The following is a 16425-nucleotide window of genomic DNA, read 5'->3' as shown; positions in this document are numbered from 1 at the left end:
TAGCTGGCGTTAGCGCGCGGAGTATTTACTGGCCACAAGGTAGCCTTCTTTGCGCACTTCTACGATGAAGCTATAGTTTTGGCGGGTTTCGATGTTTGGGCCAGTGAGGTCGCTTGGTACGAGGATCCCAACTTGCTGAGGCGTGTCACTCGGAGTGTCTCTCGGGACGTTATCGACTCTTAGGAAAATAAATTTACCGACTGAAGGATCTTGTTGTGCGTTCTCGGTGATTTCGCCAGAGATTTGGTACTGATTTCCTCGAAGTGAATTACAATCCTCCACGTAGATTGCGAGTGGGAAGTCTCTAGCCGCAGCTTCTTCAGGTGATTGGTCAGACTTGAAAAAGAAGCTGATGATTGCGAGTGCAAGTGCTGCGCCACCCATGATCATAGGGATGTTGACGGAACTGCTTTTTTTGCGGCTCTGGGGGGTTTTACGACGGGCTCTGCGTGACATAGGATTATAGAACTAGGTGGATGGTTAAGGGTAGATGAGTCTGATGGTGCGGATCAATGGTATACTGGGATGCTCGCAGGGTTAGTGGGTCCATTGATCACGTTTGATGCCAATGAAGGCGGCGATGATACCAACGATGATTTGGATGCCTAGTACCTGCATACAAAAGGCATTGTCAAAGTTGAGGCTAGTCTCGGTGACTGCTTTGGCTGCGGCTTGGTAGCGGTTGGCCAACGAGTCGATGCTGCCCGCCCATGCCCAGTAGGCCGAAATGAATGGTCGCGTGATGGCGGCAACTAGGTCTGGCAAAGCGAGCACGGCGCCTGACAGAGGAAGCTGAAAGCCCACTAAATAAATCGAGAGTAGGGATGCTTGCTCGGAGGTCTTCATCAAGGAGGAGATGCCAAGACAAATCGAGGTGATGGCGGCATTGGCCATGGTGAGCATGATCAGGTGTTGACTAAAGCCTCCACCAACTTCAGCGCCAGGGAATGGCCAGAAAAATTGCACAAAAAACGCCATCCATAGCGACTGAATCAAGACCATGCAGGTTAAGAAGACTAGCTTTGAGGCGAGGTAGGCAATCGGGCTCACGCCACCGAATTTTTCTTTTTCAAGAATTTGGCGTTCTCCAGCAATTTCTCGGGCTGCATTGTTCGAGCCCATCAATGCGAGAAGGACGACTTGGAACATAATAATACCGGAAACGGTGCTACCGATACTAAGCCGATTTTCACTGATGATAGTCAGTTTTCTAATAGTTTCTGTAGAACTTTGGTCGATAACGTCGGGATATTGCAATAGAGGTTCATTGCCCTGAGCGCTAAATAATGCCACTAAGCAGGGGAAGCACAGCAATATGGCCGCTTGGAGGATGAGTTGTCCACGGTCGCGGCTGAATATCTTGATCCGACGCTCAAGCAAGGTGAAGAACTGACTCACGAGGTTTGGTGTTTCGACTAGATCTAACTCCTCTTGCTGGTCGTCTGGTGAGGTGTCGTGTTGGTCTTCCTCGATGACGTGTGCAGCAGGAACCTTGCTGCGTTTGCGGCGTCGCTTGCCACGAGGTGGTTTCGGTTCTTCGCGAGTCTCGCTTGTGTGATCGACCTCGAGTGGCTCGGATGCTTGGCCGTGATTGATCTCGCTTGTCAATTCATGATGTGCTTCTGGGTCTTCCAGTTTGAGTAAGTGGGGCGGCACCTTGAGTTCGCCAGTATCAAGTAACTCACGACGCTTCTTTGCCATTTTTTGGTAAAAGGCTTCACGGTGTTTGAGCCAGGAAAGTCGCCACTTCTCAGCATTCTGTTTGGCGAGCTTTGGGTAGATTGAATCAGTGTCTTCTACTGAGAAGTAATGATTCAAGCGGTCGGGCGGACCGTGGTAGACCAACTTTCCTTCGTGTAGGACGATGATCGAGTCGTACAAATCAAGGTGGGCGAGCGAGTGAGTGACTGACAGAACCACACGCCCATCTTGGCGGGAGAGCTCATGCAACCTACGAACGATGTCGTGCTCTGAGCGCGGGTCTAAGCCTGATGTCACCTCATCACAGAGTAATAGCTGTGGGGATGTTACCAATTCCATGGCCAAGGAAAGGCGGCGTTTTTGGCCACCTGAGAGGACCTTCACTGGTCGGTCGGCAATCTGAGTAAGCCCAGTGTCTTCGAGCACTTTGTCAATGCGCTTATCCAGGTCCTCATGACCATAGGTCTTCACCTTAAGCTTGGTGGCGATTTCAATTGATTCGTCTACGGTTAGGGCGTCGTAGGCGATAGAGAACTGAGGGACATAGCCAATATCCGCGGGCTCGATGTCTCCATGTTCTTCTAGGTCTTGTCCGCGCCAGGCAATGGAGCCTTCGGACATGGGGTTTAAGCCTGCGATCGTGTTGAGTAACGTGGTTTTACCACAGCCAGATGGGCCGACAATGGCAGTGAAGTGGCCTGACGGAATCCGCAATGATACACGATCGACTAAGTTGATGAGTTCTTCATCCTTTTCTAGAGTGAAGCAAAAGTTTTCGAGTTCTAACACTGTGTGCTGTGTGGGTTGTGTTTGGTATATTAGACAATCTGATCGGTGGCATTTTGGCGAGAGATTTCTTGCCGACGGTGGTTCAACGATTAAGTATCATGACTATGCCATCCCGGAGGAAACGCCGAAATATAAGCAATAAACCCGCGGGGACTTCATTCGTTGCAGGTTTTTCTAAACTTTTGTTCATTGTATTAGCCATCAGCATTCTAGCTGTGGGTATAGGATATTGGAAGATTAGTGAATACATTCACAGTGCCTCGTTGAGGGATAAAGTGCAAGATGCTGCATCGGAGATGTCCGGCATGGAGGTGCGCATTGCTCCATGGCAGCTAAAGGGACTTACGGTGCAGACTGAGGCTGTGGAGGTGAAGGAGCTAGACTCTGATGTCGGCGTGGCTCTCACGGATGTTTCTGCGTGGATCAGCACGGATCTAGCATTGCGCGAGACTTGGGATGTGCGCGGGATGAGGATCGGTGATGTGGACGCTACTATTGATCTCACTCGTCCCTTTGTGGTCCCTCGCTCAAATCTTGAACCTACTGGACCTTGGTGGATGCATTTTCTACCAAAGGAAGCAAAGCTCCACGACTTGAAGATAGATAATCTAGACCTTACCGGCATTAGCTCAGTGGGTGAGGTGCGGCTTGCCCAGGTGAGGGTCGATCTAGCTGCTGCAGGGAGTGGTTATTTGGTGAATTTGGAGGGTGGGGCGTGCCATTTGCCGCTCTTTAGGTTGCCACTAGTGAGAATCAAGGACGCTGAACTTCAAAGCTTAGGTAATGAGGAGTTAGTGATTCATGGATTGAATCTTGAGGTGTTTGATCACGCTAGCGTGGCCGCTCATGGAGATATTGTGAAATCGCCACATGGTGGGTGGGAGCTCGACTTGCGTTCACAAATTGATGGGGTGATGTTAGGGGAGTTACTTGAGGAGGATTGGGCACAGCGTTTGCAGGGGGCTGTGAGGGGGACTGTTAACTTTCAATCTGATTCAGATGCTGCCTCCGCGCATGGGGTGTTCGATGTCAGGGAGGCGATGGTTACAGCATTACCCATTCTCGATACGGTGGCTAAATACACTGGGATGCCTGAGTTCCGACGACTCAAGGTGGATTCACTTACTGGCAATTACAGCTACCAAAATGGGATTTGGTCACTCACTGAACTCAGTGGTACGAGCCTTGGTGTGTTGGAGGTTGCTGGTTCACTGACGTGGAGTGATTCTGAGCTTAATGGGGTGCTTGAACTTGGCGTGCATCCGCGTGTGCTGAAGCGCATTCCCGGTGCGGAAGGTGGGGTGTTTCAGCTTGGCAAGGGTGGCTTTGCTTGGACTACAGTGAATTTATCTGGCTCACCCCAAAAGATACGCGAAGACCTCACTGAGAGGCTCAAGGCAGCCGCGATTGGTGAGGTGATTGACACAGTAGTGAATGCTCGACCGGTGCGCGATACGCTGGGGGAGGCGACCAAGGTGACGAAGCCTGCCCTAGAAGAAACTCGCAAAGTCATCCGAGACACACGCGTCCTTCCTGGTTTGCTTGAAAAGGATTCCTTGGGAGTTGGGTCACGCCTGCTGCATGACTTGCTGGGTGGTGAATCTGAGCAGGCGGCAGAGAGATCATTGGGGGAGTGAGCCCCGCTGTCAGGGTGGGACTGTGGGCGAGATGGTTGAATTTTCTTGCTTCTCAGGTCTTCACCCTTAGATTGCGACCGCATCGCTCTCCGGGTGATCGCTAGCCCCACGCTTTGGCATGAGGGTTAGAGGAAAGTCCGGACATCATAGGGTAACGCGCCTCGTGAAGAACGAGGGATGCTAGCTTCAAGGCTAGTAGACGGACAGTGCAGCAGAGAGTATACCGCCGATGGATCTTAGGATCACAGGTAAGGGTGAAAGGGTGGAGTAAGAGACCACCGCGCAGCAGGTGACTGCTGTGGCACGGTAAACCCCGCGTGGTGCAAGACATAACAGAGGAAGGCTTTCCCGGCCGACTAGGATCCTCGGGTATTAGTCGCACGACAGTTTCGGCTGCGTCTGGCAACAGGAGATAAATGATCACACAGTCCCGTCAGGCGGGATGGACAGAATCCGGCTTACAGGAGAGCGATGCAATACTCTCAATAGAACGACGATGCGGACCTTGTGCGACGGCTCTCAGCGCTGGAGTAACCGCAATGGCTAGTCTTGACGTGTTAACTCAACGAAGACCTCTTCGAGCGTTGGTTGGTGGCGGTGCAAAGAGCGGATTGTCCAGGCGCGTTGCTGCACAAGTTGAGCGACCCGTTCCCGCGAATCAGTACCGGAGTCACAGAGGATGGAATAACTCATCCAATCGGCAGTGGTGGGATTGGCGATGACCTTTTTAACGCTGGGCAGACTGATGATGTGTGCTTCAATTTCCTCTTGGTTGCCGCGAATCTCTAACTCCACACGTCCAGCTGCACGCATGTTCTTGATGAGGTTGGTCGGTGTGTCAGACGCTTTGATTTTACCTGAGTCAATGATGACAACATGATCGGCCACCATTTCAACCTCACTGAGGATGTGAGTGGAGACTAAAATGGTGTGTTTTTCACCGAGGCGCTTGATTAATTTACGGATTGAGCGAATTTGGTTCGGGTCAAGACCATTGGTTGGTTCGTCTAGGACGAGTAATGGTGGTTGGTTGATGAGCGCGTCTGCTAGACCGACACGCTGGCGGTACCCCTTGGAGAGTGTCTTAATCATCTTGCGGCGCATGTGTTGAAGGCCGCACATTTCAAGTGCTTCACCAACATGGTTGCGTGCATCTCTGCCGCGCAGGCCTTTGAGGTGGGCGCGGAAGCTTAAGTATTCCTTCACTCGGACGTCATTATAGAGTGGGACGTTCTCAGGCATGTAACCAATCGACTGGCGCGCTTTGAGTGAATCTCTAAAGACATCTTGGCCGTTGATGGTGGCTGTTCCGGATGTCGGAGGGTGGTAACCAGTTAGTACTCTGAGGGTTGAAGTTTTCCCCGCGCCGTTGGGTCCAAGGAAGCCCACGACTTGTCCACTACCAACTTCAAAACTAATGTCGTCGACGGCTGTGAAGCGGCCGTATTTCTTGGTTAGGTTCTTAACTTCTATCATGTGAGTTGGATTAATGTGAATAATGAATCATCCTTAATATAAGTGTCGAAAATGTAAGATGGGAGATTGACTCTTCAGAGTTAGACTCTAAAACAAGTGCATCTTCTGCGTTGACGATGCAGCTATAGCATAGCGTGGATAATCACACATACTAAAATTTGACGAAAATGAAATCATCTGTTTCTGCCCGACTTAATGCAGACTTACTTGACGAAAAGTACGAACAATGGTGCGACGACCCGCGTAGTGTCGAGGAAATCTGGTCGTCATTCTTCGAGGGTTTTGAACTCGGATCAGCACAGGTGAAAGGGAAGGGAGCATCAACTCAAACAGCGACTCCAGCTCAGTCAAATCCAGTCAGCCCAACAGGCTCAGATCGCGATTATAATCTTAATTTTCACGGCAAATGTGTGAGCTTGGTATACAATTACCGCACCCTCGGTCACACCCAGGCACAAATCAATCCGTTACACGATTCAGCGCCGCGCAATCCACGCCTACAGTTGGATCAATTTGGAATCTCTGAAGCAGACTTAGATCAAGAGGTCTCCACTCAGTATTTCCTTCAAGGCAAGTCCATGAAGTTACGCGATATGGTCGCGGCGCTTGAGACTTGTTATTCTAGTAAGATCGGTTTCGAATTCATGCACATCCATAATACGGAAGTGCGCAATTGGATTCGCACGCGCATTGAAAACCGCTTCACTAATCCAGCCTCACCAAAATTTGACGCCAAGAAGTCACTTCAGTGGATTCTAGAGGCCGAATTGTTTGAGTCATTCTTAGGTAAAAAATTCCTTGGTGAGAAGCGTTTCTCACTAGAGGGCGGCGAGGGCCTCATGGTGCTTTTAAATACCATCCTCGAATCATGCCCGTCCAGCACGGTGAAGGAGATTGAGCTTGGCATGGCTCACCGTGGGCGACTCAATGTTCTACGCAACTTCTTGAAGAAGTCGCTGACGACCATTCTATATGAATTCACCCCAGACTATGTGCCAGCGATCGTAGCTGGTGATGGCGATGTGAAATACCACCTTGGCTACGAAAATGTACGCCAACTAAGTGATGGTGATGTGCGTCTTAGCCTCGCAGCGAACCCATCGCACCTTGAAGCGGTGAATGCCGTTACAGAAGGTAAGGCTCGCGCTCGTCAGCGCATCATTGGTGATGACGGTGTCCAGACCGACCGCAAGCAAGTGCTTCCTATCCTCATTCACGGTGATGCCGCATTTGCTGGCCAAGGTTCAGTGGCTGAGGTGCTCAACCTTTCCCAGCTTCCTGGCTACCGTACTGGTGGTACGATCCACCTCATCGTGAATAACCAGATTGGTTTCACCACAATGCCTGAAGATGCGCGTTCATCCGCTTACGCGACGGATGTTGCTAAGATGATTGAAGCGCCAATTCTTCACGTCAATGGTGAGGATCCACAGGAACTTGTCTGGGCCGCAGCCTTTGCTCTAGAATTCCGTCAGCAATTTGGACGTGACGTGGTGATCGATATGTATTGTTACCGTCGTCAAGGTCACAACGAGACTGATCAAGCTGCATTCACCGCCCCACACATCTACGGCAAGATTGCTTCGCGTCCGACTCTCGGGAAATCCTACAAAGCGAACCTTATTGCTACTGGAAGTCTCAGCCAAGCTGATGCCGATGGTGTTCAAGATGCGATTTGGAATGGTCTAGAAGAAGGCTATGAAAGAATGCGTAGCATTGAAAAAGAAGGGGATCGCTCCAAGTTTTCAGGCTCTACTGCTGAGGCTCAGCCAGATTACAGCCACGCCCCTGTGGATACTGGGTTGAGCATGGATCGCCTCAAGCACATTGGCGGCACACTCACCAACGTGCCTTCACATTTCAACCTCCACCCAACATTGGCAAAGCGCTTCGTGCCACGTCGCGCAGAAGCCCTAGCCACAGGTAAGGGGATTGATTGGGCGTTTGCAGAGTCGCTTGCGTGGGGTGGACTTCTCATGGAAGGCAACCCAGTCCGTCTGTCTGGGCAAGATTGCCGCCGTGGCACATTCTCACAGCGTCACGCAGTGTTCTATGATAATCAGACACGTGAGCGCTACTTCCCGCTACAAAACCTCGCAGAGGATCAAGCGAAATTCTGCGTCTACAATAGCTTCCTCTCTGAGTTTGCGGTACTTGGTTTTGATTACGGTTACTCCCTTGGTTGCCCGAACATGCTTACTATGTGGGAAGCCCAGTTTGGTGACTTCTCCAACGGTGCGCAGGTGATCATTGACCAATTCATCTCCTCCGCCGAGTCCAAGTGGCAGACTCCATCATCTCTCGTGATGCTTCTGCCGCACGGCTACGAAGGTATGGGGCCTGAGCACTCAAGTGCTCGCCTAGAACGCTTCCTTCAGCTTTGTGCAGAAGATAACATGCAAGTGGGTAACTTCACCACACCTGCGCAGTACTTCCACGCGCTCCGCCGCCAGAAGAAGCGTGGCTTCCGCAAGCCGCTCATCTTGATGACGCCAAAGAGCCTACTCTCACGCGCTGAAGCAGTTTCACCAATCGAAGATTTCGTCGAAGGTACTTGTTTCCAAGAAATTCTTCCAGACGACATGGTATTCGAAAATCCAGAGCAGGTTGAGCGTATTGTACTATGTTCTGGCAAGGTGTTCTACGATCTCGCACAGCATCGCGACGAGGCAGGTATCACCAACACTGCAATCCTTCGTGTGGAGCAGCTTTATCCGTATCACGAAGAGATGGTTAAGGCACTCGCTAGCCAGTTCCCGAACGTGAAGGACTACGTATGGTGTCAGGAAGAGCCCAAAAACATGGGGGCTTGGAGCTTCATTAGCCCACTTCTTATGGACACCTTCGATGCTCGCATCAAATATGCAGGTCGCAAGGAAGCCTCCAGCCCAGCGACGGGTTCGAAAGCGAGCCATAAGCGCGAACAGAAGACGCTTCTTGAGAAGGCTTTCACACTTTAATCCCTTTAATCACACAATCTCTACCTAGAATACAGATACATGTCATTCCAAGTTATTATCCCAAATGCAGGTGAGTCAGTTACATCAGCAAACGTTGCCCAGTGGCACGTAGCCGATGGCGCTTCCGTTGCGAAAGGCGACGTTCTACTCACAATCGAAACTGACAAGGTTTCCTCTGAAATCGAAGCCGAGGAATCCGGCACCCTATCCATCCTCATTCAAGAGGGCGAAGAGGTTGCCATTGGTACCGTAGTGGCCAACATCGAGGCAGGAGCTTCCGCACCTACTCAAGCAGCGGCAATCCCAGCACCCGCAGCACCAATCGAAGCTGCCGCAGCGCCAGCTGCTGCGACCAATGCATCCGCTGAAGTGGTGGACGTCATTGTGCCAAACGCTGGTGAGTCTGTCACATCCGCAAATGTGGCAAACTGGCACGTCTCTGACGGCGCCTCTGTAGCCAAAGGTGATGTGCTCGTCACACTCGAAACTGATAAGGTATCAAGTGAGCTAGAAGCTGAGCATGCAGGCACATTGCAGATCATCACCGCTGAAGGTGAAGAAGTTGATATCGGCGCTGTGATCGCTAAGATCTCTGTCGGTGGAGCGGCTCCAGCTAGCGCACCAGCCCCAGCAAGCCCGGCTGCTCCAGTTCAGCCTGCAGCCACACCTGCGCCGGCTCCCGCTACTCCTGCTCCAACACCTGCTCCTGCTGTGGCATCGAAGCCAGCGGCACCGGCTAAGCCTAACCTCAACGTTGCTTCTGGTTCCGGCGAGAAAGCTGGCGCCCCAGTCGAAGAGGGTCGCACCACTCGTAAGAAGATGTCCATGCTTCGCCGCAAGATCGCTTCTCACCTTGTGAATGCTCAGCAATCTGCGGCCATTCTCACCACCTTCAACGAGGTGGATATGTCTGAAGTGATGAAGCTTCGTAAGGGTGTTCAGGATCAATTTGTAAAGAAACATGGCTGCAAGCTAGGTTTTATGTCCATCTTCGTGAAGGCTGTGACTCAAGCGCTTAAAGATGTGCCACAAATCAATGCACGCATCGACGGCACGGATATCATCCAAAACAATTTCTACGACATTGGTTGTGCGATCGGCACTGAGAAGGGCCTCGTAGTTCCGGTCCTTCGCGACTGCGACCAGAAAGGTTTCGCAGATATCGAGAAAGACATTCTCGGATACGCTGAGAAGGCGCGTGATGGTAAAATTGAAATGGGCGACCTACAAGGTGGTTGTTTCACGATCTCGAATGGCGGCGTTTACGGCTCATTGCTCTCAACACCAATCCTCAATCCGCCGCAGTCTGGTATCCTTGGGATGCACACCATCCAGCAGCGTCCTGTGGCGGTGAATGGTAAGGTTGAAATTCGACCAATGATGTACCTTGCGCTCAGTTATGACCATCGTCTCGTTGATGGTAAAGAGGCCGTAACCTTCTTGATTCGCATTAAGGAATGCCTTGAAAACCCAACACGCATGATGTTGGAGGTCTAGAGGGGAAAAGAAATTTCTAATTAAATCAACAGCGTACTCGACTTTTGTTGGGTGCGCTGTTTTTCTTTACTGTAGATGAATTTGTTAGGAGTTTTCTTTAAAGGTTTTGCGATGGGGGCTGCCAATGTGGTGCCAGGTGTCTCCGGTGGGACCGTAGCATTTATTACGGGCATCTATGAGCGACTGATTAATGCGCTTAAGTCATTTGATCTTAGTGCTGTGAAGTTGTTATTACGCTTCAAAATTAGAGATTTCATCGACTACGTTGACTTCTGGTTTCTTGCCACCCTAGGGCTTGGGGTTGTCACGAGTGTTTTCACTCTGGCAAAGGCACTAGACTGGGGCTTCACGCACTATCCAGAATATGTGGCATCTCTGTTTTTTGGTCTAATTATCGCCTCGATTCCATCGCTTGCGAAGATGGTCAGATCTTGGTCAGCCTCCAGAGCTGTTTTCCTCGTCTTGGGGCTTATTGCGGCAGTGCTTTTAGCGTATGCGCCTACTGCCAGCGAAAACTCTCATGTGATTTATCTGATGTTGTGTGGGGTGGTGGCGATGTGTAGCATGATCATCCCTGGTGTCTCTGGCTCTTTCGTGCTCTTGTTGATGGGGAACTACCAGCTGATTATGATTCATTCGGTAAATCAGCTAAGAGAAGGTAATTTGGAAGAATCTCTACCAGTGATTTTACCAGTTGGCGTTGGTGCTGTTCTTGGGCTCATCACGCTCTCACATCTTTTAAGTTGGTTGTTTAAGCGTCACCATGATTGCGCTGTTTCCGTGATTGCTGGCTTCGTGACAGGTTCATTGGTGATCGTCTGGCCATGGAAACGTCCAGAGGAAGTCGTGATCAAGGGAGATGAAGAAAAGGTGCTTAGCTATGCGAGCTATTTTCCTGAAATGGATGGTAAATTCGCCATCGCCGTTGCCATCATGCTGCTCGGTGCGGGCCTGATGTTGATGACTGAGAAGCTCGGTTCTTCCAAGCCATAGCCAGGGCCTTTATGCCTGTTTCCTCTTCAGTTTACTTGAAGAGGGGGTGTGCTGGGTTCATCAGTTGAGGAGCCTCTCTTCATATGCACTGATGTCTCACATTTTGGTGCCTGAAGCTAACATGTTGACATTTCGTCACGTTCGGCTGTGAATGTATCCTAATAATTGAGGATTACGGACTATCTGATGGTCTGGTAAATTAATCCCTTATACCCTGATGAAAAACCCTAACAAAAACACCCTATTCAAGTTGGTGGCTGGACTTTCTGTGCTCTCGGCCGGCATTATCTGGATCACGCATGATCGTGACCTCTCGGAATCGACGCAGTTGCAACATCAAGTTGATGAAGCCAAGTCTGACATGGCGGATGATGATCACCATCACGAACATGAGGCATCTGTTGACCCTTTCGATCCATTGGCAATAACTTCATCGGTTCCTCGCTACAGTAAATCCTCCAATCAGGTGCGATTCAAAGCGCAGCCTGAACGTGACTTGAATCGTGCGATGAAGGAAACAATGTTGTATCCAGAAATGCAAGTTCGTGAGCGCGTGTACCAACCAGGCAAAGTCTTTTCTGCATCACCTCTGCAAAATGTCAGCACAACGATTACCGGGAGTTTGAGTCAGTCAGAGATCACGGCATCGGTTGTGGAGGCTGAACTCGATTTGGGTGTGATTGAGGAATTCATGCAGTCGGATGCAGAGTTTCTATCTTTACCGATCAATGAGGAGGATTCGCTAAATGTCAGCGTTCAGCGCACTTATGACCGTGGTGAACACACTGTGACTCTTTTTGGTAGTAGCTCAGACCAGCAGACCAACGAGACTCTCTTGGTGTTTCACGATGGCGTGATGTACGGCACGATTCACGAGGTGAATCCTCATCGTATTATTGAGTATGCTTCTGCTGGGAATGGATTGACCGCCATTCGCGAACTCGACACTGAGGGGAATGTGTATGGCACATGTGGCCTCGGCGCAGATTGCCCTACGCATGGGGTTGAAGGGGGCAGTGATGCGCTCGAGTCGGCCATTGAGCATGGTGCCATATCGCCTGAAATCGACGGGCTTCCTGCGGGGGTCTCTGCAGACATCCAAGAATCCGCAGGCACGTCGTCGGATCAGGCTGGTGTGAACAATGATGGCATTACCTACAAAGTTGATGTAGTTGTCACCTACTCACAATCTGCCGCTGATACGCTCGGCGGCGTAAGTGCAACCGAAGCCAAAATTATTGCACATATCGATTCTACCACTGAGCTCTTCAACAACAGTCAGCTTAATGACACCGCTTTTTACCTATTGGGTACCGGCCTCGAAACCGTTGCTTCAGGTGGAATCGTTCGCCCAAATGAAGCTGCAGACCATAACACCCTCCAGGCACAACTGGGTGCCGATATTAGCGGTAGGATGTACGTAGGCGGCGGCGGATCTGCTTGGACCCCAGGAGGGAATTACGTGTATGAAGGTTTTATATTTGGATCAAATTTTGCGGCATCGACTGGTTCTTCTTTCCCGCATGAAATTTGTCACAACTTTGGAGCCAACCACAGTTATGGTGATGGTGGATACAACAACGACCTAGTGAATGAAATCCACTATGGCTGGAGGATGCGGGTGCAGGGGTATAACTACCGCACCGTGATGTCCTACACCACCGCTGAAGATGTTTACAACAATTCACTGAATAGTGCTGGCCCACGCATTGGTTACCTCTCTGATCCAGATCAGAACTATGATGCTGTGGCTGATAATGTTGGCGGCACTATATCTGTTCCCCTTGGTGCGGCTGTGGGATACGATGGAAGCTTAGATCCTTACATGGATCCCAGTCTGCTCTATGGAGGGGGGAGCGCAGCCTTTTCCTATGCTGATAACCCAAGCTTCCCAGGTGACTTCTCCGAAGGCACTTTCACATATGTGAGCGGCGGCAACATCACCAATGGCTACGATGGAACTTATACCACACTTGGCGCAAACAACAACGAACGAGTGGGGGGGAGGAGAGCGATTCATGCGAACCACCAAACACGCGCGACTGAGCAATTTGTCATCCAGCCACTAGCGTCATACAGCTCGACTGAAGAAATCGATTACGCCGTATTCGCTGGTGACCACACGACAACTGTATCATTCGCTCTTCACAAAGCTGGGCAGTTTGTGATGCAGCTTGAGACCGACGTGTCAGCTTCCCTCAGAAACTATTCTTTCTTGGTGCCCGAGACTGGGCTCATTAGCGGTAATGATTATCAAATCTACGCAACGATAGACGGCGGAACCGTGCTGCAGAGTAATACCTTCAGTCTAAACATCCTCGAAATGGTCCCGTTTGCACATTACAAGCTGGATGAAACTTTAGGAACCACACTTCACGATAGCTCAGGTAATGGCTTTGACGCCACACTCTTGAGTGGTAACTTAGGGGCTATTGGCGCCATCGATGAAGCGTTAGAGATTGATGCTGACGATAGCAATGCCAATCGTGGATTCAGCATCCCGAGCGCAGCTCGGAGCCAGATTTCCGACGCAATCACCGTCATGTTCTGGGCATTTGGGGACGATTCTCTTCCACGTGCCAACTCGATCGTGAGCGGCCCAGGATTGAACCTTCACTTACCGTGGGATAACGGCTGGATCTATTGGGATGCTGGATCTGGTTCTGGCACTGATCGACTTTCTGGTGCCGCAGCCACAACTCAGTATAAAGAACGCTGGAATCATTACGCATTCACCAAGAATTCTAGCACCGGTGAAATGAAGATTTATATCAATGGTGAAGAATTTGCTACGAGCTCAGGGAACACATTGGCACTCGCGGAAGTAGGAGACTTCTATATCGGCTCCGCAAATGGTGTGGGGGTCAACAGCTGGGATGGCTTAATCGATGATGTTCAGTTATTTGATGTGGCAATTTCCCAAAGTAAGGTGCAGCAGATCTTTAGTGCTACCACGGTGCCAAGCATGTACTGGACGGGAACCGCTGGTGATAGCCAATGGGAAACTGCCAACAACTGGTCAACGGGCGTCGCACCAGTGAGCGGTGACGTGGCAGCAATTGATAATGGTGACAACGTAGAGATGATTTCCTCTTTGATCTTGCCAGAAAACTCCACCATTCTAGTAGATGATGCGACGCTAGACTTTCAGCCATCAGCAGGGATCAATCTACCTTCTACAAGTGCGATGACGATTCGTGGAGGCAATTTAGTCAAAGACTACGCCAGTGACCCAACCAGCGTGAGTATAGGGTCAGGATCGTATAGAGGTGCTTTTGTTATTGAGTCCGGGGCAATCCAGTTGACAGGAGCCAATGTCGCCACATTGGCCTGTTCGCTCCATGCGGGTATCACTGTCAAAGGAGGGGATATAGATATCAGCGTTCAAACATTGTTTTTCAACACGTTCACCGTAGACGGTGATGAGGCCGATATCAACTTGGGCTTCCTAAATGCTATTTCTGGGTCGACTCTAGAATTCCAGCTGGACGCTGATGGCGTTAGCCCAATGGTAACTACCAGCTGGGCCAGCGTGGCAAACGCAGCCCTCGTGGTCGATGGTACAAATTACAGCGGCGGAGCAGCTCGGATCCCTCTGGTGCAAGCCGGTTCGCTCCTCAACACCTTCACGAACATCACTCTTCAAAACTTTTCACCAGATTTAGGACTTGTGGTCACTTTGGATCAAAGCAGCGTAGCCAATGAGATTGCTCTGGTGCTCACCGACAACACGGTTGATTCGGATGGTGATGGGGTCTTTGACTGGCAAGAAGATATTGTAGGCACCAGCAATTCTAGCCCAGATTCTATATTCAAGCCAGTTGTGCTTCCCGGAAACAACTCTAATGAGATCACGATGCAGTGGGAAACAGTAGCTGGTAGATCGTACACGATTGAATATGCTGAGACCCTCGGGCCCGACGCAACTTGGCTGGTCTACCAAGAAAATGTCCCGTTCAATACGGGCGAAGGGGTGTCCATTAACTTGCCAAGCGACGCCGCAACCAACCCCAAACGCTTCTACCGAGTCGTGATTTCTCGCTAATGGGGAGAGCGAGTTTCTAATTTCTAGCTTGGATATTTCCGAGCTAGAAAGCTAGTCCTCGAGCGCTTCATCATCAGTCTCATCAGCTGAGTCACCCTCATGGTGTTCATCCTGGAATGGTGCTGCGTTTTCGGCTCTTTGTTTCTCTTCCTCATGCGAGAGAATTTGCAGCGTGGCTGTGATGCCATGCTTGATAGCTGCTGCTTTGAGGACATTGCGAATGGCGCTAGCGGTGAAACCATTGCGACCAATGAGGATGGCTACGTCAGTATGGTGCAGAACGATACGAAAACGGACGTGATCCTCAGCAACTTCTGCCACCTTCAACTGAGCATCCTGAGGACGCTGGATAAACTGGAGTGTGATAAACTGAAGGAACTTGTGAATTTGATCCGTAGCCTCTTGCATACTCAGTATCATTACTGATTTCTGATCACGCTCAAGATCGAATTCTATCAAGTGCGAGGTTTTTTGATAGGCCCATATTCCAGTGATTATGCTTGATCAGGACTTGGTGATACAGCATGACTGAGACCATGCGCTACGCTGAGAAATTAAGCAACCGAATCACCCAGACCGGATCCCGCCTTTGCGTGGGCTTAGACCCTCGCCCACAAGATTCTGGAGGTGTCGATGCTATTCCTGAATTGCTCAAACGCGTGATTGGCGAAACTTGGGAGCAGGCAGCCGCATTCAAGCCGAATATGGCATATTTTGAAGCAATGGGCTTGCGTGGCTTGGAGATTTTAGAAGAAATGTTAGGAGAGATGCCAGCAGAGGTTCCTGTGATTCTAGACGCAAAACGGTCTGATATCGGAGAGACTCAAAAGTACTATGCTCAGTCCTATTTCAAAAACTGGAATGTGGACGCCGTGACGCTCAACCCATTTTTAGGTTATGACACGATTGAGCCATTCCTCGATTGGGAGGGGAAGGCGATCTACATTCTTGCGGTAACATCCAATCCGGGTTCAGCGGACTTCATGCGTCAAATGGTCGGCGATCGCTACATGTTCGAACTGGTTCAAGAGATCTGCACGCGAGCCAAGAATGAGGGTAGAGCCACTGATGTGGGCATGGTGGTCGGGCTCACGAATGCCTCTGCCGACGTATTAGGGCGCATCCAAGACTATCCATTGCTTATCCCAGGCTTGGGTGCTCAAGGTGGTGACCTGGACAATTTTGCCAATAGCACACGCACCGCGCCAGATACGATCAACGTGTCTCGCGGCATCATGTACAAAGAACCTGAAAAAGGATACGCACAGAAGGCTGATGAATGGGCGCAGATGATCGCGCGCGCTTACCCAGTGGCGTAGTTCACCAA

Annotated in this window: 10 protein-coding genes and 1 other RNA gene; 7 read left to right on the top strand and 4 right to left on the bottom strand. The window is 50.5% G+C overall.

All coding sequences use genetic code 11. The annotated features are described in order from the left end of the window. Positions 1 to 9: 9 nt before the first annotated feature. Positions 10 to 456: a hypothetical protein gene (locus tag F454_RS0101030; protein ID WP_026292623.1), complete on the bottom strand. Its 447-nt coding sequence runs from the start codon at positions 454 to 456 to the stop codon at positions 10 to 12. 81 nt (positions 457 to 537) lie between these two features. After that, on the bottom strand, positions 538 to 2490 hold the full coding sequence (locus tag F454_RS16545) for an ATP-binding cassette domain-containing protein (protein WP_018968762.1): 1953 nt from the start codon (positions 2488 to 2490) through the stop codon (positions 538 to 540). A gap of 182 nt (positions 2491 to 2672) precedes the next feature. Here F454_RS16545 and F454_RS0101020 point away from each other — a divergent pair, with 182 nt between their 5' ends. Together F454_RS0101020 and rnpB are read left to right on the top strand one after the other, a co-directional pair. Next, the gene (locus tag F454_RS0101020) at positions 2673 to 4127 is read left to right on the top strand and encodes a hypothetical protein (RefSeq protein ID WP_156817059.1); all 1455 of its coding nucleotides are present in this window, start codon (positions 2673 to 2675) and stop codon (positions 4125 to 4127) included. Between the two features lie 81 nt (positions 4128 to 4208). Further along, an RNA gene (gene rnpB, locus F454_RS16020) (RNase P RNA component class A) lies at positions 4209 to 4604 on the top strand. Between the two features lie 66 nt (positions 4605 to 4670). On the opposite strand, the gene F454_RS0101015 is transcribed toward rnpB, so the two are convergent. Next, entirely contained in the window at positions 4671 to 5603 is a 933-nt protein-coding gene (locus F454_RS0101015; RefSeq protein WP_018968760.1) for an ABC transporter ATP-binding protein, read from the bottom strand. A 167-nt stretch (positions 5604 to 5770) separates the two neighbouring features. On the opposite strand from F454_RS0101015, the gene F454_RS0101010 reads away from it, so the two are divergent. From F454_RS0101010 to F454_RS0100995, 4 genes are all read left to right on the top strand, one after another. Next, positions 5771 to 8563, top strand: coding sequence for a 2-oxoglutarate dehydrogenase E1 component (locus F454_RS0101010; RefSeq protein WP_018968759.1), 2793 nt, complete (start codon positions 5771 to 5773; stop codon positions 8561 to 8563). 39 nt (positions 8564 to 8602) lie between these two features. Next, complete coding sequence (sucB, locus tag F454_RS0101005) at positions 8603 to 10060, top strand: dihydrolipoyllysine-residue succinyltransferase (protein ID WP_018968758.1); 1458 nt, start codon at positions 8603 to 8605, stop codon at positions 10058 to 10060. Between the two features lie 75 nt (positions 10061 to 10135). Further along, complete coding sequence (locus F454_RS0101000; protein ID WP_156817058.1) at positions 10136 to 11053, top strand: DUF368 domain-containing protein; 918 nt, start codon at positions 10136 to 10138, stop codon at positions 11051 to 11053. Between the two features lie 217 nt (positions 11054 to 11270). Next, on the top strand, positions 11271 to 15098 hold the full coding sequence (locus F454_RS0100995) for a LamG-like jellyroll fold domain-containing protein (RefSeq protein WP_018968756.1): 3828 nt from the start codon (positions 11271 to 11273) through the stop codon (positions 15096 to 15098). A gap of 51 nt (positions 15099 to 15149) precedes the next feature. On the opposite strand, the gene F454_RS13720 is transcribed toward F454_RS0100995, so the two are convergent. Next, positions 15150 to 15518: a KH domain-containing protein gene (locus tag F454_RS13720; RefSeq protein WP_240471529.1), complete on the bottom strand. Its 369-nt coding sequence runs from the start codon at positions 15516 to 15518 to the stop codon at positions 15150 to 15152. Between the two features lie 104 nt (positions 15519 to 15622). Between F454_RS13720 and pyrF the strand changes: the two genes are divergently transcribed. Next, positions 15623 to 16417: an orotidine-5'-phosphate decarboxylase gene (gene pyrF, locus F454_RS0100985; protein WP_018968754.1), complete on the top strand. Its 795-nt coding sequence runs from the start codon at positions 15623 to 15625 to the stop codon at positions 16415 to 16417. The last annotated feature ends 8 nt before the right edge of the window (positions 16418 to 16425 follow it).

The sequence above is a fragment of the Rubritalea marina DSM 17716 genome, from assembly GCF_000378105.1.
GTDB lineage: Bacteria > Verrucomicrobiota > Verrucomicrobiia > Verrucomicrobiales > Akkermansiaceae > Rubritalea > Rubritalea marina.
Note: the sequence above shows the minus strand (reverse complement) of the source record. Positions and strands in the feature narration are given on the sequence as shown.

Coding starts and splice junctions, on each gene's coding strand:
- F454_RS0101000 (WP_156817058.1), top strand. CDS start 10,136: ATGAATTTGTTAGGAGTTTTCTTTAAAGGTTTTGCGATGGGGGCTGCC.
- F454_RS0100995 (WP_018968756.1), top strand. CDS start 11,271: ATGAAAAACCCTAACAAAAACACCCTATTCAAGTTGGTGGCTGGACTT.
- F454_RS13720 (WP_240471529.1), bottom strand. CDS start 15,518: ATGATACTGAGTATGCAAGAGGCTACGGATCAAATTCACAAGTTCCTT.
- pyrF (WP_018968754.1), top strand. CDS start 15,623: ATGACTGAGACCATGCGCTACGCTGAGAAATTAAGCAACCGAATCACC.
- F454_RS0101030 (WP_026292623.1), bottom strand. CDS start 456: ATGTCACGCAGAGCCCGTCGTAAAACCCCCCAGAGCCGCAAAAAAAGC.
- F454_RS0101010 (WP_018968759.1), top strand. CDS start 5,771: ATGAAATCATCTGTTTCTGCCCGACTTAATGCAGACTTACTTGACGAA.
- F454_RS0101015 (WP_018968760.1), bottom strand. CDS start 5,603: ATGATAGAAGTTAAGAACCTAACCAAGAAATACGGCCGCTTCACAGCC.
- sucB (WP_018968758.1), top strand. CDS start 8,603: ATGTCATTCCAAGTTATTATCCCAAATGCAGGTGAGTCAGTTACATCA.